At 36.3% G+C, this 20,856-nt stretch carries 17 protein-coding genes and 2 pseudogenes; 8 read left to right on the top strand and 11 right to left on the bottom strand.

The window, feature by feature from the left end:
• Window positions 1-461, bottom strand: a 461-nt coding sequence (locus BTO22_RS19995; protein WP_181044640.1) for a hypothetical protein, incomplete at its 3' end; no start/stop codon positions are given.
• Between the two features lie 74 nt (window positions 462-535).
• Window positions 536-882: pseudogene (locus BTO22_RS11985) on the bottom strand (ISAs1 family transposase); the annotation flags it as partial.
• 270 nt (window positions 883-1,152) lie between these two features.
• Between BTO22_RS11985 and BTO22_RS11990 the strand changes: the two are divergent.
• Window positions 1,153-1,898 (top strand): annotated as a pseudogene (locus BTO22_RS11990) (IS6 family transposase).
• A 24-nt stretch (window positions 1,899-1,922) separates the two neighbouring features.
• Here the strand turns inward: BTO22_RS11990 and BTO22_RS11995 are convergent.
• The 6 genes from BTO22_RS11995 to BTO22_RS12020 form a co-directional block, all read right to left on the bottom strand.
• The gene (locus BTO22_RS11995; RefSeq protein WP_105055725.1) at window positions 1,923-2,309 is read right to left on the bottom strand and encodes a hypothetical protein; all 387 of its coding nucleotides are present in this window, start codon (window positions 2,307-2,309) and stop codon (window positions 1,923-1,925) included.
• Window positions 2,310-2,643: 334 nt separating this feature from the next.
• On the bottom strand, window positions 2,644-2,904 hold the full coding sequence (locus tag BTO22_RS12000) for a hypothetical protein (protein WP_105055726.1): 261 nt from the start codon (window positions 2,902-2,904) through the stop codon (window positions 2,644-2,646).
• A 23-nt stretch (window positions 2,905-2,927) separates the two neighbouring features.
• Window positions 2,928-4,256 (bottom strand): PTS ascorbate transporter subunit IIC, encoded by a 1,329-nt coding sequence (locus tag BTO22_RS12005; RefSeq protein WP_181044641.1) that lies wholly within the window; start codon window positions 4,254-4,256, stop codon window positions 2,928-2,930.
• Window positions 4,240-5,124, bottom strand: coding sequence for a glycosyltransferase family 9 protein (locus BTO22_RS12010; RefSeq protein WP_146107538.1), 885 nt, complete (start codon window positions 5,122-5,124; stop codon window positions 4,240-4,242). Before BTO22_RS12010 ends, BTO22_RS12005 begins: the two co-directional genes overlap by 17 nt.
• Window positions 5,125-5,455: 331 nt before the next feature.
• Window positions 5,456-6,400 carry an endonuclease/exonuclease/phosphatase family protein gene (locus BTO22_RS12015; protein WP_105055728.1) on the bottom strand — a complete coding sequence of 315 codons (945 nt, stop codon included), beginning with the start codon at window positions 6,398-6,400 and terminating at the stop codon, window positions 5,456-5,458.
• An 89-nt stretch (window positions 6,401-6,489) separates the two neighbouring features.
• On the bottom strand, window positions 6,490-7,683 hold the full coding sequence (locus BTO22_RS12020) for an anaerobic sulfatase maturase (protein ID WP_258132578.1): 1,194 nt from the start codon (window positions 7,681-7,683) through the stop codon (window positions 6,490-6,492).
• A 139-nt stretch (window positions 7,684-7,822) separates the two neighbouring features.
• Here BTO22_RS12020 and BTO22_RS12025 point away from each other — a divergent pair, with 139 nt between their 5' ends.
• The 5 genes from BTO22_RS12025 to BTO22_RS12045 all read left to right on the top strand — a co-directional run bounded on the left by BTO22_RS12025 (window position 7,823) and on the right by BTO22_RS12045 (window position 14,493).
• Window positions 7,823-9,220, top strand: coding sequence for a DUF1254 domain-containing protein (locus BTO22_RS12025; protein WP_105055729.1), 1,398 nt, complete (start codon window positions 7,823-7,825; stop codon window positions 9,218-9,220).
• A 74-nt stretch (window positions 9,221-9,294) separates the two neighbouring features.
• On the top strand, window positions 9,295-10,530 hold the full coding sequence (locus BTO22_RS12030; protein WP_105055730.1) for an OmpP1/FadL family transporter: 1,236 nt from the start codon (window positions 9,295-9,297) through the stop codon (window positions 10,528-10,530).
• A 118-nt stretch (window positions 10,531-10,648) separates the two neighbouring features.
• Window positions 10,649-12,283, top strand: coding sequence for a phosphoethanolamine transferase (locus BTO22_RS12035; protein ID WP_105056555.1), 1,635 nt, complete (start codon window positions 10,649-10,651; stop codon window positions 12,281-12,283).
• Between the two features lie 117 nt (window positions 12,284-12,400).
• Complete coding sequence (locus tag BTO22_RS12040; protein ID WP_105055731.1) at window positions 12,401-13,087, top strand: response regulator transcription factor; 687 nt, start codon at window positions 12,401-12,403, stop codon at window positions 13,085-13,087.
• On the top strand, window positions 13,075-14,493 hold the full coding sequence (locus BTO22_RS12045) for a sensor histidine kinase (RefSeq protein ID WP_105055732.1): 1,419 nt from the start codon (window positions 13,075-13,077) through the stop codon (window positions 14,491-14,493). Before BTO22_RS12040 ends, BTO22_RS12045 begins: the two co-directional genes overlap by 13 nt.
• A 59-nt stretch (window positions 14,494-14,552) precedes the next feature.
• Here BTO22_RS12045 and BTO22_RS12050 read toward each other — a convergent pair whose 3' ends face one another.
• The 3 genes from BTO22_RS12050 to BTO22_RS12060 all read right to left on the bottom strand — a co-directional run bounded on the left by BTO22_RS12050 (window position 14,553) and on the right by BTO22_RS12060 (window position 18,602).
• Complete coding sequence (locus BTO22_RS12050; protein WP_105055733.1) at window positions 14,553-16,091, bottom strand: sulfatase-like hydrolase/transferase; 1,539 nt, start codon at window positions 16,089-16,091, stop codon at window positions 14,553-14,555.
• 50 nt (window positions 16,092-16,141) lie between these two features.
• Window positions 16,142-17,581, bottom strand: coding sequence for a DUF1254 domain-containing protein (locus tag BTO22_RS12055; RefSeq protein WP_105055734.1), 1,440 nt, complete (start codon window positions 17,579-17,581; stop codon window positions 16,142-16,144).
• A gap of 115 nt (window positions 17,582-17,696) precedes the next feature.
• On the bottom strand, window positions 17,697-18,602 hold the full coding sequence (locus BTO22_RS12060; protein WP_105055735.1) for a LysR family transcriptional regulator: 906 nt from the start codon (window positions 18,600-18,602) through the stop codon (window positions 17,697-17,699).
• Window positions 18,603-18,730: 128 nt separating this feature from the next.
• On the opposite strand from BTO22_RS12060, the gene BTO22_RS12065 reads away from it, so the two are divergent.
• Both BTO22_RS12065 and BTO22_RS12070 read left to right on the top strand, forming a co-directional pair.
• Window positions 18,731-19,873, top strand: coding sequence for an ABC transporter substrate-binding protein (locus tag BTO22_RS12065; RefSeq protein WP_105055736.1), 1,143 nt, complete (start codon window positions 18,731-18,733; stop codon window positions 19,871-19,873).
• Window positions 19,874-20,297: 424 nt separating this feature from the next.
• Window positions 20,298-20,856, top strand: a 559-nt coding sequence (locus BTO22_RS12070) for a helix-turn-helix transcriptional regulator (protein ID WP_146107553.1), incomplete at its 3' end; no start/stop codon positions are given.

The following is a 20,856-nucleotide window of genomic DNA, read 5'->3' on the forward strand; positions in this document are numbered from 1 at the left end:
ATAGGTTTCCATCCTTCAAACTTTCGAATTTCAACGGTAATCTCTGCATATGGCACAGTACTGCCTACATTTATACTAGTTTTATTCCCAACAGAAATTTGCCCTGTTACATCTCGATGACGATAATACTTTCCAGTACTCTCACTATACCAATCATGCTCAACAATCAGTCGTGCAAAATACCCACCTTTATTATTTAAAATAAACTGAGTCCCTTTATTATTAAAATTTATGTAATTTGGCGTTTTATTAACAGAAGATTTATCATATTCCTCAGTTTCATTCTCATAAATATAATTATAATCAATACAACTATATTCAACATTTCCATTTAATATTTCTTCGTTTAAATTATTACAGTCAGGAAGAGACAATATATCTGAAACTTCCATTTTAGAAAGTTCAGATGCATTAGCACTAAGACTTAAAAATAATGCCGCATATGTTATGATGTTTCTCATACTTCCACCTTGTTATTAATTTTATGTTTATTATCAATGCTGACCCTAGGGCGGGAGCATACTTTGATCAAATATCAATCAAAGAAAACTTCTGCTCTGTAGTTCCAGCCTGCTTTCTTTAGTTTGTTGCGTTGACTTGGTGCACCACAGTTATGTTACTTAAGCATATTTAGTAAAAAACGACGAAATAACGCCATATTTTCTACCGCATTTTCCATCACAATTAGTGAAGCGTCTTCTTTAAAGACTACATCTAAGATGTAGTGCTGAGTACTTTCTATTCGCCAATGTTGTCTGTGTAATGGCCTATCAATTTGTGCCTCGGTGAGAGTGAACTCACATAGTACGAGGTATCAACACTGCCTACTTTTCCCTTGATTGTACGATGTCGCTCAACAGCAATAAAGCTGCGTATTGTTGGTCACTTTTCCGCTAACTCAGATGGTCAATTTTCTTTTATTTGCAACACTTTGATTACTAATAAAACAAGATTAATAAATCGTAACCTTTGTTTTTATATACGTCATAACCAATAAGTTTCTTATATGATTTATCTAGTTATTTAAAGTAAGCGGTATATTTATAGTTAATTTTACTTTGTAAGTAAACCTGTTGTATTTAATGGGTTTACTTACAAAAAATTTAGTATCGGCTCAAAATCCTTTCTTTCCCGATCTAATCGAGCGACTCAATGACCAATCCTGATTTTAAATGGAAACACTTTGCACCAGAAATTATACTTTGGTGTTTACGTTGGTATGGTTCAACACCAATGAGTTACGCAAACCTTGTGATATGCTCGCAGAGTGAGGCATATCGGTTCGGTTAATCGCTCCACTATTTACCGTTGGTTTATTGAATATTCCCCTAAATTACGAAAAAAGTTACGTCGTAATTATCAATTCATCAAAACCGATTCATCCTGGCAACTTGATGAAACCGACGTCAAAGTAAAGGGGAAAATGGCACTACCTTTACCGTGCCATTAATAAGCAAGGAGAGACTCTCGATTTTTATTTTTCCCACAAGCGCAATAAAGAAGCGGCCTACTAATTCCTTAAGCGTTGCTTGAGATATTATGACCAAAAACAACATCCCAAAACGTTAAATACAGATAAACATTCCTCATACGCCAATGCTATTGCTCTACTGAAGAAAGAAGGACGACTGCGGGAGGATATCGAGCAGTGGCAGGTTAAATGCCTCAATAATGGCATTGAGTCCGATCATGCCCCCATTAAGAAATTGATCGTGGCCGCCGGTGGTTTCAAACTGAGGAAGCGAGCTTGGTCAACGATCCAAAGATTTGAATCTTTAAGAATGTTGAATAAGGGACAATTTGATTTCTGGTTATGTAATGATAAACGTGAAACCGTAGTACGGGAGAGATCCGCCTTTCTCAATCGTTTATTCAATGTTGAGGTCGTTTTTCAATAATAATGAGTCAATAGTAGGATTTATTTACCCGTTCAGATTATGTGCAACAGCCCCCAAGATACACAACTTCCCTTTTATTCCCTTTAAAATATTCATCATCGAGCTATCGGTTTGGAGCTTAATCAAGTCCTGAAGCTGTAAGCTTCGTAAAATTAAACTCGAAGATGAACACAAAGCTAAAAAGGTAAGTAGAATAGAAACTACCACCAACCAACTTAGCATTCCTTCAGGCGGCAATATTGATTTGGACACCCACCTAACCAATAAAATATAAGCGGTAAGAGCAAATGTGAGTGCCGTCAAATATTTCACTGCTTTATCTTCTAGTCGAGAGTATCTTTGTCGTTCTTCTGCCAACTGCTCTTTCTGAAACTCATATAAGTACTTGTACTTTTCGATTTCTACTGCCACTGTTTCCTCAAACTAATATAACGAGACTGTAGAATTACTTCAAACCTCACATAATTATTCTTTTCAATGCTACAAGATATGGAAGCGACTAAAAATGAGAAATTGTTTTTTTGAACATTTCTCGAAAATAGTTATTTTTATTTATTGGGCAGCGGTTTTGTTTGGGTATGACATTAGGGTTTCACCAACTGGCATATGACAATGAAGTTATGACTAGTTTTAACCTAATTTAAATTAAAACGTGATCGAGAGCTAAAGGAAACACTGATGAAGGATGACTTTTCAGAGCCTATTAAATCCCTTCCAAGTTTAGGTAACTAAACTTGGAAATATTTTAGAGTTTCACAGGAAAGTAAAGTGCTATTTTTTTGATCAATTGATTTAATGAGGTAGGTGTTATTTTTTCACCAGTTTTTTTAAGTTTATCTATTTTATTTTTCATTTTTTGAACTGAAGGTAGCAACATACGTATCTCTTCATTATTGTGGTTAGTTAGTACGACCATATTTTCAGATTCTACTGCCAGTATTGTAAGCAATTCATGCTTGTTTGTTTTAAATTCATTCCCTATATACATATCTAATGGTGCTTTCATTTTATGCCCCACTTTATATAAAATTATTGTATCTTACGAAGATAGAAAAAAGACGATATTAAAGGTAATAAAAGGATGGTGATTAATTTCCAATGACCTAAAATTAATCCATTTATAATAATACCAGAAATAATTACATCAGAATCACTAAATGTCACCCCATGAATATTATAAAAGGACGATATTGAAATAATATATGCAGGTATCATAGTTATAAATATACCATGAACTACTCCTCCAATAAGGGTGCCTCTAATCCCTCCAACCGCGTTTCCAAAAACTCCAGCAGTACCTCCAGCAAAAAATCCTATTAACATGCTTGGGATTATTATAGGAAGGCCTATAATTGGAAGTAATACTGCGCCAATAATAGAACCAACCATCGTGGATAGAAAACCCAATATGACCGCATTAGGCATGTAAGGAAAAAGTATAGGGCAATCTAAAGCGGGAATTGCATTAGGAACCATTCTGGTCGCTATTCCTTTAAATGCGGGAATAAGAGAATCCATGATAAGGTTAATTCCGGTGTTAAGAACATATACCCCAGCAATAAATGACATTGATTGCATAAATGAATTTATAAGGTAATTTCCAGTATATCCTTGGGTTAATACATAGTTCTGTCCTGCAAGTAGAGCTAATATCATATACATTGGTACAATAATTATGGACATCGACAAATAACTATTTTTTAAAAATTCAAATCGTTTAGGCAGTTCTATATCTTCAGTTGATATCTTGGGATCTCCAACAATTTTTGCGATTGCAGCCTGAATAATATAACCAATAGAGCAAAAATGACCAAGTGCAATATTATTTTTTCCCGTAATGATTCTGACTATTGGCTGACAGATAGCAGGCATGGCTATTGCCATCACTCCCCCCCAAAAGCTAGCAATGGTAATCATTAGCCAGCCTTGTATTCCATTAGCATGCAAAACGCTAACGCTTATTGTTGACATCCAAAGTAGTGCTTGTCCAGATAGAAATATAAACTTAAATTTTGTCACTCTAGCTATAATAATATTTACTACCATAGTAAAGGTTAGAGTTATTGCGATTTCTGATCCTAGGGTTTTATTTATCATTCCTGACATTGAGGATACATCAGCTATATACCCCTTTATTCCCAATGTATATTCAAATATCCCAGATAGGTAATTAATTGAATTAACAATAATATCTATCCCTGCTATCATCACTAGAAAACCAATAAAGGTTAGAATTCCTCCTTTAAAAATGTTACCAAATGACTCATTCTGCAAAAATAAACCAAGCATGGATATTAAAGAAAGTAATATTGCTGTATTTCCTAGTATTTCGGATATGAAATTAACAAGTGTAATCATATTGGTTTTTAGTTGTATTAGATAAATTATTATTAGGTAGAGAATTTATTACTTTTATAACATCCCCTACGGAAATTGATGACATACATGTAGGAGATAAGTGAATACAATTTTGTTTATGGAACAAATGCTCATGCTTTTGCTCACAGCCATTAAAATAACCATGCATTCCACAAGGCTGTAAATCACATATTGATTCTTTATAAAAGATATATTGTCCAGGATAAGTTACACATTCAGGCCTAGAGCTACCAAGAAGCACTAAAGTATTTTTTGCATTAACTGCGGCTGCTCCGTGTACCATAAAACTATCAAGGCAAATACCTGAAAAGCTATGTTTTGCAATCGCAAGGGATTCCCTGAGGGAGTAACCTGCAATAGATAAATCTATAAAAGAATAAATGCCTAAGAAAGTATGTTTTAATTCTTTCCAATAGTTATCAGGCCATAATCGATTAGATGATGTAGATGTTGACTGAATCCAAATTAGTGGATAAGGAAATTTTTCGATTTCTTTTTTAGCCCAGAGGTCCTCTTCTTCATTGAGGAATATCTGTGGTTGATTGATTGGAAGTTTATGATTCATCTGCTCTTCAGCCATTTCAATCATATGAATATAACTTGGTCGATAGGGGAAAGAATTATGTGGCCGTCTTTTGGTATATGCTCTCAAATCAATATCATAAGTATCCATAAAGCAATCCTTACAATTGATAATATCAATATTATTTAAACCTAGGAATAAATCAGGGAAAGGGGTTATTACGCAAATACTAATATTTGAGTATTCATCCAAAAGACTATGTATTACAGCTGTTGAAGCAACGGTACAGCCCATTGAATCAGGAAGTCTAATCGTTATATTCAAGTGATAATTCCTTTGATGGGATTTTATAAAACATAAGTATAAGTGCTTTAATTTAATTTAATTGTGATTTATCTTTAATTATATCGATTTTAGTTATAGGGCTTGCTTAAAAATAACGGGCTTGTTGAAAAAAATTAAAACAAAGAAAAACTGATCTATATATACGAAATTGAAATTCACCAAACACAATATTTTGTGTTCATGAGAGCCAATTGAAGGCCAAAAAATTTTTTGCAACAAGCCCATCCGAACACAGCGAAATACTGCCAATCTTATGTAAAAGACGTTGTAGTCCAATATATTAGTGATATATCAATTTAAAATAATGGCTTTATTGCCGTTTAGATAAATACGTCACTACAGCACTATGGTCGGATCCTGAAAATTGAGGTAATACTTCGCGTTTACAAATAAACAGTGAGGGTGATTCGATATTTTTTATCCAAAGGTGGTCAATTGCAATCCGTGTGAAAGAGGGGATTGCAATTCCTTTTATTTCACGTGGCCAGCTTTGTATTGGGGCTGTGTGGAAATTCTTATAAATCGAGGCAAAACGTTTAGTGTTGGCTGATAAGTTAAAATCCCCAATAATCAGTGTGTCAGCATAAGGGGAGTAATCAGCTAATCGCTCTAAACTTCCTATTAATGCATTTCTTTCGTGCCATAACTGTTTTGTTCTAGGCGAGGGAGGATGTGCTGTGTATAAACTAACAGGTCGTTCTTCACTGCTTTGCCATATACCACTAATCATATAATGACCCGCTGGCGTATTCTGTGCTCGTAAATTCAAGGGCTGCTTGCTTATAATCATTTGTCCACTTGGATAGCCTAACCTAGGGGCTCCACCAAATTGATAGGGATACTCATCAATCAATTCCATAAACCTTTCCCCATGCCAAGGGGATGCTTCTTGAAGTACAACTAAGTCTATATCTGTTTTAATTAAATAGTGTAAAAAAGGCGTAAGATCTGGATTCGTATAATACAGGTTATATTGAACGACTCTTAAAGGGTCAGGGCAGGATACTGTTGTGTATTGCTGTGATGGCGTTTGATATAACCACAAGGTGGCAAGTAATAAACAAAAGAATGAATAAAGGTAATAACGACAAAGTAATAGAGCAACGAAAGAGAAGCAATAAGCTCCAGTGATAATGCTAGGAATCCCCGTGATATTTTCAATCCACCAAGTATGTGTAAAACTCGATGCGACAATCCACACTAATGTGGGTAGCAACAGTAGTAAGCAAATTCCAAATTGTTTTTTTGTTCTCATTCAGCACCCATCCATAAGTGAGGTCGCACTTATTAGTATGGGTGATAAATAAGTTAAGTGTTATTTTTTAATCAATTAGCGTGATATTTTTAAAACATAGGGTAATGGACTGGTGAATACCCTTGTTTCATCGCATCAACCATTTTTAACATTACAGGCAGGGCGTGTTTAAAGAACATTTCATAGCCTTCACATAATATATTGTGATCTTCACCGTTATTGGTTTTACTGACTCGGTTTTTTGGACAGCCGCCATTACACAACGGTTTAAAATCACAACGCTGGCATTTTTGACTTAGGGATTCGTACTTATCTTGTCCAAATTTAATTTGCTCATCAGAGCTTACCATTTGTGCTAAAGATGCGTTGTCATGGTGAATGTTACCGATTTTAAAATCATCATAACCGTAATGATCGCAACTAAAGACGTCACCGTTGGACTCCATCATTAATTGTTGCCCACAAGTATCAGTGTGATGGCACATTTGGCTTTGGTGGCCCATTAAAATCATTAAGCAGTTTTCAAAAAATTGCACATAGGTTTTACCAATATCATTGGCTGCCCATTCATCAAATACATCACACAGAAATTGGCCCCATTGCTTACCTGATAGTGTCCAATCGTAATCAAAACGACGATCCATTTCATGATCAATGCAAGGTTGAAATTGCAAGTATGTGCTGCCATTGTCTTTTAAAAATCGATAAATAGCTTTGCCATGCTTGTAACTTTTATTATTGATAACCGTTAGAGTATTGAACTCTACATGGTGATCTTTTAAGTGTTGTATACCACGCATGGTTCGCTCAAATGAAGAGTTCCCTGATTTGTCTATACGTGCAATGTCATTTATTAGCTGTGGCCCATCAATACTGATCCCGACCATAAAATGATGCTTAGCAAAGAAAGAAGCCCAGCGGTCATTAATTAAAGTGCCATTAGTTTGAATTGTATTTTGAATGGGTGTTTTTGACACTTGTAGCTGCTGTAAGTTAATGGCTGATTGATAAAAATCTAACCCTCGCATCATTGGCTCTCCACCATGCCAAATAAAATCGATAACAGGAGTTTGTGGTGGCTGAGATTGTATGTGGTTAGAGATCATTTGATTTAAGGTATCTTCATCCATTCCCGGCTTTTTTTTATCTTCGTTCTTTAAGTAATAGCAGTAGTGGCAATCTAGATTACATTTTGCACTTTCAGCTTTAATAAACAAACTGTAGGGAGTGGTTGCTTCAATAGTCGATGCAGACATGATTAGATTACCTTTCTGATGAGCCATAACTTATATCTATTAATTTAATGAATTATATAGGTGTAGTCGAATTGCATTTTTTAATAAAGGCTATTCATTCTTTCAATTGTTCTTCTTTATTTAGAGTCGCTAGTCTGGAGTTATATTTATAAATAAAGGTTCTACTATGAAAAAGGCACTCATAGCAACGGTAATTACGAGCAGTTTATTAAGCAGTACAGCTGTATTCGCAGCACAATTAACGCCAATTAATCCTCAAGAAGAATTAGCTTATACCTTAGGGCTGCAAGCCTTTATTTATGGTACTGGCCCATTAACCGTAGCACAAGTTAGAGCCGCGTCGACGAATGTAGATGCACCAATGGACAATGGATCAGCACCATTGAACATGATGGGGAAGACACTGGCTCTCGCAGGGCCTGAAGACAGAGTCGTTCCAACCGTTAACAATGATACCTTGTACTCTCAATCTCATATTAACTTGAATGACACAGGACCTTTGGTTATAGAGATCCCTCCAACCAATGATCGCTATTTTATTGTGCAATTATTAGATGATTATTCTGAAGCTGTGGGTAATTTAATAAAAGATAATGTCGGGCAAGATGGCGGAAAATTCTTATTGGTAAATAAAGGATGGAAAGGAATCGAAGGGGGAATTCCTGATGGTATTGATGGCATTATTGAATCGAGAACGCCTTTAGTTTGGTACATTCAGCGAACTGGGGTTTCAGGAAATAAAGACTTGTCGGCAGCACTTAATGTTCACGATGGATTTATTAATTATCCTTTATCTGAACTGGGACAAGAGCATAAACCGGTTAAGTTAACTCATGCAAAAACAGGCATATCACCAATGCCTAGCCCTAAAGGTTTGGCATGGTTTAGTTTAATTGATGAAGAATTGCGTAATAACCCTATTGCAGCAGACGCGCCAATTGTCGACCAATTTAAATACATTGGTATTGGGGGAGATAAAGCATTTAATCCGGATGATCTAACCGAAGATCAGAAAAAAGGATTAATGCGAGCATTAAATGCAGCCCCACAAATTATTCAATATGCCAGTCGTGATTTAGGAACAAAAAATAATGGTTGGGCGATGATGTATGAAGGTGGGAAATACGGGAATGATTTCTTAAGCCGTGCGAGCATTAACTTTCGAGCGGCAGGCTTAAATACTAAAGAGCGAGCGTTATATCCAAACCGTTATACGGACTCAAAAGATCAACAGCTGTCTGGTCAGTATAAATATCGTATGGCAATGCCAGCCGATGCACCGGCAAAAGCCTTTTGGTCTTTAACTATGTATGATGCGAAAAACCTATTTATGGTACCAAACAGCATCGATCGCTACTCTATTTCAACCAATCGTAAAGATGAACTTACATATAACAAAGATGGATCACTAACAGTATGTATTCAAAACAGTAAACCTGTGGATTCAAGCTGTAATTGGTTACCTGCGCCAAAAGATGATTTTTATCTACACATGCGCTTATATGAGCCAACTCAAGCTGTGCTAGATAATACTTATGAGCTTCCTCAAGTGATTAGACAATAAATCCCCAGTTATTAAATAGAGAGTGCCTGTGATTAAGGTGCTCTTTTTTTGTTTGTTAGATACAAGAGGTAATTGTGAAAACATCTTATTCTTTAACTTTTTTAGTGGCTTCTTTATTGCTTGCTTTTCAAGCCAACGCAGCAGGAACCTTAGTGCAAGAAATGAGTAAAATGACAGTAAGCACAGCAGGAGCAGGTAGTGCAGTGTTGGCTGAGAATGCTTCTGTTGCTTATTCAAACCCCGCAGGTATGAGTTATATTGATGGTGATGCATTAAGTGTTAATGCTGCGGTGATGGATTTGGGTATTTATTATCATGATGAGCTCGATCCAAGTAAAAGTAGTGATAATGCGGGAGGAATACAGCCTTACGGATCGCTTTATTATGTTCATCAGTTGAACAATGATGTTCATTTGGGAATGAGCGTGTCAGCGCAAGGAGGAAGTGCATTAGATTATGGAGCCTCTTATGCCGGAGCTCTAAATTTAAATAACCTAAAATTATCGGTCATTCAGTTTAATCCTAGCGTTTCTTATCAAATAAATAGCAAGCTATCGATTGGTGGTGGTTTACAAATTGACTACGCTACTTTTGAAGAAAATTTATTATATGGTCAAGGGAATATTGAAACCGACAGTTGGACGTTAGGTTATAACTTGGGATTGATGTATCAAGTTGATGAGAATAACCGTCTGGGTGTTGCTTATCGTTCACGTATGAATCACGATCTCACTGGGGCATTTAACAGTAATGCTATGACGATTTCAGTACCTATACCTGGGCCAATCCCCGGCTCAGTTGATAAAAACATATCAGCTATGTCAGGCGAAGCGGGTTTAAATGTTCTCAACCCTCGTCAAATTGAAGTATCAGGTTTACATCAACTGACTAATCCATTGAGCTTAGTGTGGAGCTTAGGCTTTGAGCAATGGAGTGATAATGATTCCACGACAATTTCCATTAATGATGGTAATCGTATTTCACAAATAGAGCGAAATTTTGATGATGTATGGACGGGAGCAATTGGTGCTCGTTATCAACTAACATCGAAACTACGTGTAGAATCAGGGATTGGTTATGCCAGTTCGCCATTGGATAACCCCGAAGATCAAGGTGCTGATTTACCGGTAGATACACAGCATAGATACAGTATCGGTGCGACTTACCTGTGGACTAAAGATATATCCTTTAATACCTATTACAGCTACGTTGATTATGGAGAGCCAGAGATTAATAACAGCGGTATGAATGGTCAGTTTGATAATTCAAACCAGTTTATAGGTATCACTATGAATATGATGTTTAAATAATCACTCCTTCTACAATTCATTAAAATTAATGATGAACCACAGCGAACCATAAGTTTATCTTCAGTGGATCTTAAGTTTGATATGTAACACTCGTCTCATTCTTAAAGCTCCTGAAGGTATGCTTGTGTTGTCCAATTTGATTTCAAAACTTAAAAGCCAAAAAATAACCATGAACATGGTGTCACTGATTATTTTTGTGTCGCTGTATTTTGCCGTGGTATTTAACTATCCAATTAATGAAAAGATTTATCTACTTTCTCAAGGTAATGGTCTTTTTCTGTTTCTAACACCAGCCATTCTTACCTGTGCTTTTATTATTATTTTCTCAATAATCGCTGTGCCTTACTTGTTCAAAGGTATTGTGATTATTTTGACTCTCACCTCTTCGATGGCGTTTTATGCCGCATTGCAATACAACACCATGTTTGATTATGCGATGATCGAGAATATCTTTGAAACCAACGTTGGTGAAGCATCCTCTTATTTAAGCTCGACTTCTATCGGTTACTTTATTGTCTTTGGTCTGCTTCCATCATTGTTTCTATTAAAAGTAACCGTGATCCGAAATGCTTCATGGGGCAAAGAGCTATTTCATCGTGCTGCATTAATGAGTGTTGCGATTGTGGGGCTGTTGCTGATTTCTGTTTTCTATTTTAAAGACTATGCCTCGATTGGTCGCAATAACTCGTACTTAAATAAAATGATTAACCCTGCGGATGCTTTCAATACAGTTAAGTACATTAATAATGAATATCTAACCGCACCTTTGGACTACATCACAATCGGTGAAGATGCAGAGGTAATTCCAGCGAAGAACGGTAAACCGACACTAATGATAGTGTTAGTAGGTGAAACGGCTCGTGCGCAAAACAGTGCATACAATGGTTATCAAAGAGAAACCAATCCATACACCAAAGATCTTGGTTTGATTGCCTTTCAAAATACGTCGTCGTGCGGGACAGCAACAGCGCATTCTTTACCATGCATGTTCTCTAATATGGTGCGTACTAATTACAACAGAGACCGTGCCAATAACCAAGATGACGTATTAGACGTATTGACTCATGCGGGTGTTAAATCGGTGTGGATAGATAATGATGGTGGTGACAAAGCGGTTGCCAAGAACATTGAAAAAGTTATGATTAGCGATACCTCTTCAAATGAATTTTGTAATGGCTCAAGTTGTTATGATGAAGTGTTACTACAAGGTTTAGATAAGCGAATTCAAAATACCACAGGTGACCAACTGTACGCACTGCATATGATTGGTAGCCATGGTCCAACGTATTGGAAGCGTTATCCTGAGAATATGGCAGTATTTACCCCTGCATGTAATCGTAGCGATATCGAAAACTGCAGTGATGAAGAGATTACCAATGTGTATGACAATACCTTAGTTTACACCGATTATGTAATAGCTCAGACGATTGCAAAATTAAAATCGTATTCTGATAAATATAACGTAGTGATGCTATACATTTCAGATCACGGAGAATCGTTAGGTGAAAATGGGTTATATCTTCATGGAGCGCCTTACATGATCGCACCAAAAGAACAAACTCATGTGCCTTTCTATATTTGGATGAGTGATGACTATGCTAATCAAAAAGGCATTGATAAAGCAAGTGTCGTAAAAAAAGCAGCAACGGGTCAATACTCGCATGATAACTTGTTTCATACTATGCTTGGCTTATATGGCGTAAAAACGGATGCGAAAGATAATGCGTTAGACATCATGGCGATTCATAGTTAACAAAATACAGCTATCATCAAAGTAGAAAGAAATAGGCTAACCACAACAACGGTTAGCCTATTTTTTGTTATTATTATTGGATAGCGCTTAACCTCAAGAAGAACGTGGTACTAGATAATGAAAATACTCTTGATTGAAGACTCTGCACACTTGCGACGTAGTTTAGATGTCGGTTTGAGTAACCTTGGTTTTACGATTGATGAAACTGGAGATGGCTCAATAGGCTTATCAATGGCCATCACTAATGAGTATGACTTCATCATTTTGGATTTAATGTTACCTAATGTAGACGGTATCACCTTATTGAAGAGTATCCGAAAGATGGGTAATGACGTTAAAGTGATTATCTTATCGGCAAAATCACAGCCAGAAGATCGTGTTGAAGGGTTACTCTCTGGTGCCGATGATTATCTAGTGAAACCTTTTTCTTTTGATGAGTTACACGCTCGTATTTTGACGGTGGCTCGAAGAGGTGTGGTTAAAAACAGCGATGATGATATCAGGTTGGGCGATTTTAAACTTGATCTTGCCAAAAAAGAATTAGAATTTTCTGAGCAACTTATCGATCTTACTAAAAATGAATACAAGATTATTGAGTGCTTATTCCTATCTAAAAACCAAGTAATGACGACTGAAAACATCAGTAATTATGTCGTTGGTTCGTTTGATTTATTATCGAAAAACACCATAGAGTCACACCTCTCTTCTGTGCGTAAAAAGGCAAAAGCATTGGGGGGAGAATTACCAATTAAAAACAAGCGTGGTTTTGGTTATTACTTGGAAAAACGTTCATGTATTCAATAAAAGATAGGCTAGTCAACGCACTTACTGTGATTATTGGTATCATTTTATTGGTTGTTTTTTTATCTTTAGATTTCATTCTAGATGCTTGGGTTGACCAGCAATTTGATGATGCATTAGTTGAAAAATCAAACTATTTAAAGTCGTTGGTCGAAGTAGAAAGTGACGAAATCGAATTTGAATATCATACGGGTTTTATGCCACAATTTGAGCGTAAAGATAATGCCCAATATTTTCAGATTTGGTTAGAGGGTGATACTTTTGCGAAATCGCAATCTCTTGCTTATTTTGATGATGTTGATTTGAATTATAAAGACGTTCCTACGCATGGGAGCCGTATTTTTACGATGAGATTACCTGATGGGAGTATGGGGAAAGCGATTTCTGCTCGTTTTCAGCCTCAACTTTCATCGGATGTTAATCCTGCTGATGTGACGTATATCGACAGTATGTATTTGACGTTAGCTATTTCAAATCAAAGAGTCAGTAACATACTATTGATTGCTGATTTATCGCTGTTATTTGTGTTTGTAACGGCTATTTTCGGAGTAAGAGTTGTTGTCATTAAGGTGGTGGACAAAGAGTTAGATTCACTTTATTTATTAAATAAAGAGATTTCAGAACTCGATGCTCATGCACAACAGATCAAGAAAAATCCGAAAGAGAGTAGAGAGATAGCGCCGATTAGAAAAGAGTTAAATCGGTACATTGAATTAAATATTAAAAATGTTGGGAACGAGAAGCGTCTTTCTTCTGATATCGCTCATGAACTTAAAACGCCCATAGCAGAGATCATCAGCTTGAGTGAGATGAACATTCGTTTTCCTGATGATGTTCGTATTTCAGCAACCTATAAAGAAGATATACTCTCAATTGCCACTAATATGAAAATAATTGTGAATCAATTAATGGCATTAAACCAAAGTTCATCAGACTCTTTTCATATAGTAAGAAAAGAAATTGATATGCGAATTTTATCTGAAGAGATCAGTACCGAATTACAGTTTAAGTACCCAAATATAGAAAATAGAATAACGTTTTCTTCATCATTAGATTCTCTGATTGTGTATGCTGATAAATTTAGTCTTGAAACCATAGGCAGGAATTTACTAGACAACGCGTTATTTTATAGTGCCAAGAATACAAACATAATTGCGTCTATGGAGAATGATGAAAATGGCAATATAATTTTAGAAATTAAGAACACAACATCAAAACGATTAACACAACAAAATATAGAGAATTTGTTTAAACCGCTTTACCAAGTAGATAGTTCGAGAACGGATACAGACAGACATGGTTTAGGACTGTCGATTGTACAAAATATAGCTCAGCAGAATGGGTATGATTTATCCGTTACATATAATGAAAATCAAGAGATAACCTTTACTGTAGTTATATCTCAATAACAAAAAGAGGAGCGAAAAGGCTCCTCTTGGTTTTTAATATTATTTATATCAATCCGTTATTATTTTACTGACGTATCTGACATTCCTATACCACCTGATTTTTGGCGTGGTGGGAAGGCTTTTAAAGATTGCTTATATTCTACAATCGATTTTTGTAATGTAGGCACAACCCAAGAACGTTCTTTCATCCACAAGAACCAACCATTAGTATCAATACTACGTTCGTAAGGATCGGCTTTGATATCAAGGATAATACCTAAAGGCCATGCTTTTGCAGGTTCAGTCCATTCTGTTTTGGTTTTTAAATGCACTTTCCAATCACCCACACGTACCGCATTCAAGTCTTGCTCATTGTAATAGAAGAACTCATTACGTTTACTTGGGCCTTTCTTGGTTAGCATGTCCATTTGGTTATAACCATCTAGATGAACTTTGTATTTGGTATCTCCAATTTTTTTGCCTTTAAGAAGATCTTGTTTGAGGGTGGTATCACCCGTAGCTGCTGCCATTAGGGTTGGAACCCAATCTTCTGAGGTCATAAAGCCGCTTGTGTATTCGCCTTTAGGGATGTGTCCCGGCCAGCTAATTAGCATAGGAACTCGAAATGCGCCGTCCCACGTTGTCCCTTTTTGCCCACGGAACGAAGCAGTACCAGCCATAGGCCAGTGATCAAGGTTAATACCATTATCTGCGGTAAACATAATGATGGTGTTATCTGTTTCACCAAGCGCATCCAGTTTATCTAAGACTACGCCGATTTGGTCATCAAGCTCTTTTAGTGCATCGAAATATTCAGTGTGACCACTTGCGCCTAAATACTCATCTTTAACGTGTATTTGCTGGTGCATACGTGATGGGTTAAACCACATAAAGAAAGGCTTATCTGGGGTATTTGCTTTGTGTTTATCAAGCCATTGTGTTGTGAATTCAACGTATTCATCATCAATGGTCTTCATTCGTTCTGAACCTAGTGGCCCTTTGTCTTCTATTCTTTGTTTACCAATTTCCCCCCAACGAGGTTGTACTGTTTTATCGTAGTCCTCTGTTGCGAAACTATGAAGCATATTTCGAGGGCGACTAACAAAATCAGGGTCTTTCGGGAAGTTAGGCTGCTCTGGCATTTCCATTACGTTTAGGTGATATAAGAAACCATAAAATTCATCAAACCCATGTACGGTAGGCAAGAATTTATTGCGATCTCCTAAATGACTTTTCCCCACATGAATGGTGTCATAGCCTTTAGCTTTCAACATATCGGCAAGCGTTGGATCTTCTTTCTGTAAGCCAATGTTAGAGCCCGGTTGGCCAACCGTTGTTAGGCCCGTTCTAAACGGGTATTGCCCTGTGATAAAAGCACTTCGTCCTGCTGTCGAGCTTCCTTGTGCATAATAATCACTTACCATCATGCCGCGTTTTGCTATACGGTCGATGTTAGGTGTTTCAATCGCTCCTAGGCCTCGATGATAAGCGGAGATATCCATTGGGCTAACATCATCAATCATGATCGTTAGGATATTTGGTTGTGTTTGTGCTGCGTGAGCGCCAAAGGAGGTGATCGCTAGCGCAAGGGCTGTTTTTGCGATGGTTTTTGTTTTCATATTCAAAATACCTATAGATAAAAATAGAATTATTGATCTTGAGTTAATGTTTATTTGATTGGATTAATTGGTGGCACAGTCCATTTCATATCTAAGATCTCTTGAGAGGGAACATATAAACGAGTAATGGCATAGAAATTCCCTTCTGACGTTGGTAACCAATTGGCAAGTTGCGTGCTATTACTTGGTTTATCGTGAGAGAGTATTAAGTCAAACGATCCATCTTTATTTTTCTTGATAGGAGTTTGGTCGTTAACATTAAAACGGTGAATATCATTAGCAATGAGCATTTTTGTTTTTGCATCGTAAACAGTCACCGACCAAAATGAACCAACAGGAGGCTCTTGAGTAAAATGCATACTGTAATGAGTGTCCCCAGAGAGTAATTGACCTTGTGAATCGGTATAGGTAATTGGGTACATGGCCTCTTTTGCTCCTTGTCCACCTAAATAAGGATGAGAGACTAAAGAACGTAGCGCGTTATCATCGCCAAATTGGTCTAAAACAAAAGAATAATACCAGCCATCTTTCATTTTCATCGTGACAGGGTTAGAGGTTTGATTCGCTACAATTTGTTGACCATCTTTTACCGCTTTTTCAAGTTGAGTTTTCATTGATGGTGTTAATTTTGAACGGTCAAATCCATTGTTACTCAGGCCTATTTTATTAAATTGACCCAGTAACGCTTGTTGACGTTCAGAGGTCGGATTTGCTTTTAGATAAGCCCCTAGCTCTTCATAAAATCGAAGTGGGTCATCATTATGACCTGCTCGTGGTGGCAGTGCTGGCGAAATGAAATTATCAGGATCGTGGGATAAGTATCGACTTAATGGCGTTAATGTATATTGGTCTTGTAAGGCATGAACGGCAGGGTAATCTTTCTCACCAAAGACTTGAGTTCGACCCCATAACCACACTTTTTTTGTTGGAGATTCGACAATGGTCATGCCTTTTGGCGCTTCACCTTGCCAATGAGGAGGAACAATCATTATCTCTTGAGCGTGATCACCAGTGGCGCGAGTTCCAACGTATTTAAATAGGTTATGCCACATATCGAACATATCAATGACAAAGTAGCGATTATCGACGTTAGGAGTTGATAAGATCATTGGTTCTTTAGATACATCAACAATCGCACTTGAATATAAAGTATCTCGATTAGCCGTTGGCATATCAGTATCTTGATCCGTTGGTAGGCGACGTGCGTGACCAAAATGATTCAAAGGCGCACGATAACTCGTGTCATTTTGTGGTTGAGACATATCCGTATATTGGCGTGCTACTTGTTCCATACGAACTAATGTCGACCCCCATAGATAAGCATTCGTTGCTAATAAATACGTTTCTTGGTCTAACCAAGTTGAGGCTTGGTTTTGTTGAATTTGCGCAGAGGGAGTTAGCGAAGAAGTGTTGAGTTCCTGAGCATTTATACTTAAAGAACTGATTAAGACGCTGGCTACAATAGTTGCAGTGATTTGCTTTTTAAACATAAGTGACTCCTCTCAAATTGATTGAGTTATCTTATGCTTTTCGATTAAAAATTGTGCCTATACTCTCTATTACTATTTTTAATAGAGAGTAAGTTTAGATTTGAAAAATAAATAATTAATGAGGGGAGAAGAAGAGTTTTGTTTCATTTAAAAGCCACTCAGTCAGAGGTTGCTTACGGTTAGTTTGGTGGCAAAAAAAGGCAATTTTACGTTGATAGCCCTTAGGGACAAGTGAATGAGGAATGGACAAAAAACGAAATTTATCACCAATAGATTCTTCTAAAGAGCGCGGCATAATACCAATGTATTTACTTTCAGCCATCAAGGTTGTCATTAGCGTTATATCACTGGTTCTAAGGCTAATGTTTTTCTTTAATTTAAAACTACGGATCAACTGTTCAGCTTTAGAAGGACCTGTTACCCCAGGGATCAGGCAGATAGCGATGGGATAAACGAGAACTTCTTCAATGGTGATTTCAGTTATTGGGTGATCATTATGAACCACAAATGCAAATTCATCAGCTCCGACTTCCTGTTCCATCAGTGTTTTATTGGTTTCCATCGGTAAATAAGTCATACCAAAATGCTGATGAGGGTTCATTTCTAACTTTTGTGGTGTATTTATGTCCCAATGAGAGCATTGAACTGTGAGATCTGGAGCCAACAATGTAAGCTTTTTTATTAATTGAGCACCAAGTGTTGATATTAATGGAGGAGATATCAATAAATGCAATTCTCCATTAAGTTGAGATATATCCCACTCAGTATTATCACTGTATAGCTTATCAAGTTGGGTAAGCAAATCAGGTAATGTGAACAGTATATCTAAACATTTTATGGTAGGGACGAGATTGTTCTTATCTCTAATAAATAAGGGATCATCAAATTGGTCACGCAATTTTTTGAGCATAATACTGATGGTTGGTTGACTCAAATTCATTCTTTTTGCCGCTAATACGGTCTGTCTTTCTTCATTAAGAATGATAAGTAACCTGAGTAAATTAAGATCTCTATTATGCATTTATACCCATCTTCGTATTGTGCTTTGATTATTAAATATAACCACAAAGCTCTGAATAATCATAATTTATACACTATAATCGGGACGAACATAATAAAAATACTCTTTAATGGATAAAGGAAATACAGATGAAAAAGTGGTTATTATTGCTCAATAGCGTAATTCTTTCTTTTGGTGTTAATGCTGCAGATACATGGAAAGAGATAGAACAAAAAGCAAAAGGGCAAACTGTATATTTCCACGCTTGGGGGGGAAGCCAAGAAATAAACAATTATTTGCGTTGGGCAGATAAAGAACTACAACGTCAATATGGAGTAACACTTAAGCATGTGAAGGTCGCTGATATTGCTGAAAGTACTTCTCGTTTAATCGCAGAAAAAACCGCAGGAAAAAATGAAGGCGGCAGTGTCGATATGGTTTGGATTAATGGTGAAAACTTTAAATCCATGAAGAATAATCAATTGCTGTTTGGTCCGTTTGTTGAAGATTTACCAAGCTGGGAATATGTAAATAAAACGCTCCCGGTTGATAGTGATTTTTCTGAGCCAACGTTAGGTCTAGAAGCCCCATGGGGTGTTGGCCAGCTTGTATTTATTCACGACAAGCAGACATTAAATAATCCGCCACAATCTTTTGCTGAATTATTAAGCTATAGCAAAGCATTTCCAAATCGAATTACTTACCCTAAGCCTCCTGAATTCCATGGTACGAGTTTTTTAAAAGCATTATTAATTGAATTAACTAATAACAACTCTCAACTAATGCAACCGGTAGAGAACGCTAATTTTGCTGAAGTAACGCAGCCATTATGGTTCTATTTGGATGAACTACACCAAAATGCATGGCGTAAAGGAAAACAGTTCCCATCGGGTACGGCTCAATCATTACAATTATTGGATGATGGACAAATTGATCTTGCTATTACGTTTAATCCAAATGAAGTGTTCTCAGCACAAACCAGTGGAAAATTAGCTGAAACCACACAAACTTATGCAATGGAGGCTGGCGCATTATCAAACATTCATTTTTTAGCGATCCCATGGAATGCATCAACAAAAGAGGGCGCTCAAGTCGCAATTAACTTTTTACTGAGTCCTGAAGCACAATCTCGTAAAGGGGATTTAAGTGTTTGGGGCGATCCATCTGTCTTACAATCACAATACCTAACGGGCTCAGCAAAAAAGACCAAATTGTTTAAATCATTAGCTGAACCACACCCAAGTTGGCAGTTAGCGTTAGAAAAAGAATGGTTAGTCCGTTACGGAAAATAATATAAAACTTAAATGAAAGAGCGAGCAATATACAGACGTAATATCAATATTGTTTGTTCTTTTTTTTAAATTATTAAAGATTCCCTTCAAAATTCCGTCTCAAAAAAAAGACCACTTAAACTTTAAATTGAGATCTTCCCCATTGATTTTTTATTTTTTAATAAAACAATTCTTTCTATGTTGAATCTAATTTAGAATAATTTTGATATCTTAAATTTATATTCATGTTATGAAATCATTGGTTCATACTTAAAATTTCATATTTAACAGTTAATTATATCAATAATGTCATTTAACTTTCATATGAACTTCTATAGAATAATTTCACCCTAGGCATTTTAATTTATATTAAATTCTAAAATGCCATGTATGTAAAAAAAACAAAGTATTACCCTTAAGCTAGGTAGAGGATTAGTTCATTTGTATGAAGAATTTATTTGAGCAAATTTTAAAAAAATATAGATTGAAAAGTGGTATTACTCAAGAGTTTATGGTCGATTTATTGAGTAATAATTCATCTAATCTGAAGAAGTTAGATAATGTTACTTTTAGCCGGTGGGAAAGAGGGATAACAATTCCTCCATTTAGAAAACAAATTGAGATATACCGATTACTTGGTGTTGATCCGATTGATGAGATTATAGAGCTAGATATAGAGTTACCGAACGTAGATGCTAAGGACTACTTTATTAGTGATTACTATACGGAATCAGTAAATGATTTTTATTCTTATTACCTTAACCGTACTAATATTGATGAGGTGAGCGATTTTGTTAATGACGTGGAATTAATTGAAAATAATGATGTTTACGTAAAAAGAATTCTTGGTTCATTAAAATTAGGCAGAAAAGATCACGTCATTAAAATGTTAATTGAAAAATTTAATGCTGAAATAATTATTTGTAAATACAATCAAAGAATCATTGCGCATTCAATCACTCTTTACATCGAACCTGATTTCATTAAAGATATCGTAGCTGACA

The organism is Aliivibrio sifiae (genome assembly GCF_002954705.1).
Classification (GTDB): Bacteria; Pseudomonadota; Gammaproteobacteria; order Enterobacterales; family Vibrionaceae; genus Aliivibrio; species Aliivibrio sifiae_A.

What these genes read in the sequence shown, in the direction of transcription:
- BTO22_RS12000 (WP_105055726.1), bottom strand. Translation starts at nt 2,904, where the DNA reads ATGAAAGCACCATTAGATATGTATATAGGGAATGAATTTAAAACAAAC.
- BTO22_RS12060 (WP_105055735.1), bottom strand. Translation starts at nt 18,602, where the DNA reads ATGCATAATAGAGATCTTAATTTACTCAGGTTACTTATCATTCTTAAT.
- BTO22_RS12050 (WP_105055733.1), bottom strand. Translation starts at nt 16,091, where the DNA reads ATGAAAACAAAAACCATCGCAAAAACAGCCCTTGCGCTAGCGATCACC.
- BTO22_RS12025 (WP_105055729.1), top strand. Translation starts at nt 7,823, where the DNA reads ATGAAAAAGGCACTCATAGCAACGGTAATTACGAGCAGTTTATTAAGC.
- BTO22_RS12015 (WP_105055728.1), bottom strand. Translation starts at nt 6,400, where the DNA reads ATGAGAACAAAAAAACAATTTGGAATTTGCTTACTACTGTTGCTACCC.
- BTO22_RS12020 (WP_258132578.1), bottom strand. Translation starts at nt 7,683, where the DNA reads ATGGCTCATCAGAAAGGTAATCTAATCATGTCTGCATCGACTATTGAA.
- BTO22_RS12040 (WP_105055731.1), top strand. Translation starts at nt 12,401, where the DNA reads ATGAAAATACTCTTGATTGAAGACTCTGCACACTTGCGACGTAGTTTA.
- BTO22_RS12055 (WP_105055734.1), bottom strand. Translation starts at nt 17,581, where the DNA reads ATGTTTAAAAAGCAAATCACTGCAACTATTGTAGCCAGCGTCTTAATC.
- BTO22_RS12035 (WP_105056555.1), top strand. Translation starts at nt 10,649, where the DNA reads ATGCTTGTGTTGTCCAATTTGATTTCAAAACTTAAAAGCCAAAAAATA.
- BTO22_RS12065 (WP_105055736.1), top strand. Translation starts at nt 18,731, where the DNA reads ATGAAAAAGTGGTTATTATTGCTCAATAGCGTAATTCTTTCTTTTGGT.
- BTO22_RS12005 (WP_181044641.1), bottom strand. Translation starts at nt 4,256, where the DNA reads ATGATTACACTTGTTAATTTCATATCCGAAATACTAGGAAATACAGCA.
- BTO22_RS12045 (WP_105055732.1), top strand. Translation starts at nt 13,075, where the DNA reads ATGTATTCAATAAAAGATAGGCTAGTCAACGCACTTACTGTGATTATT.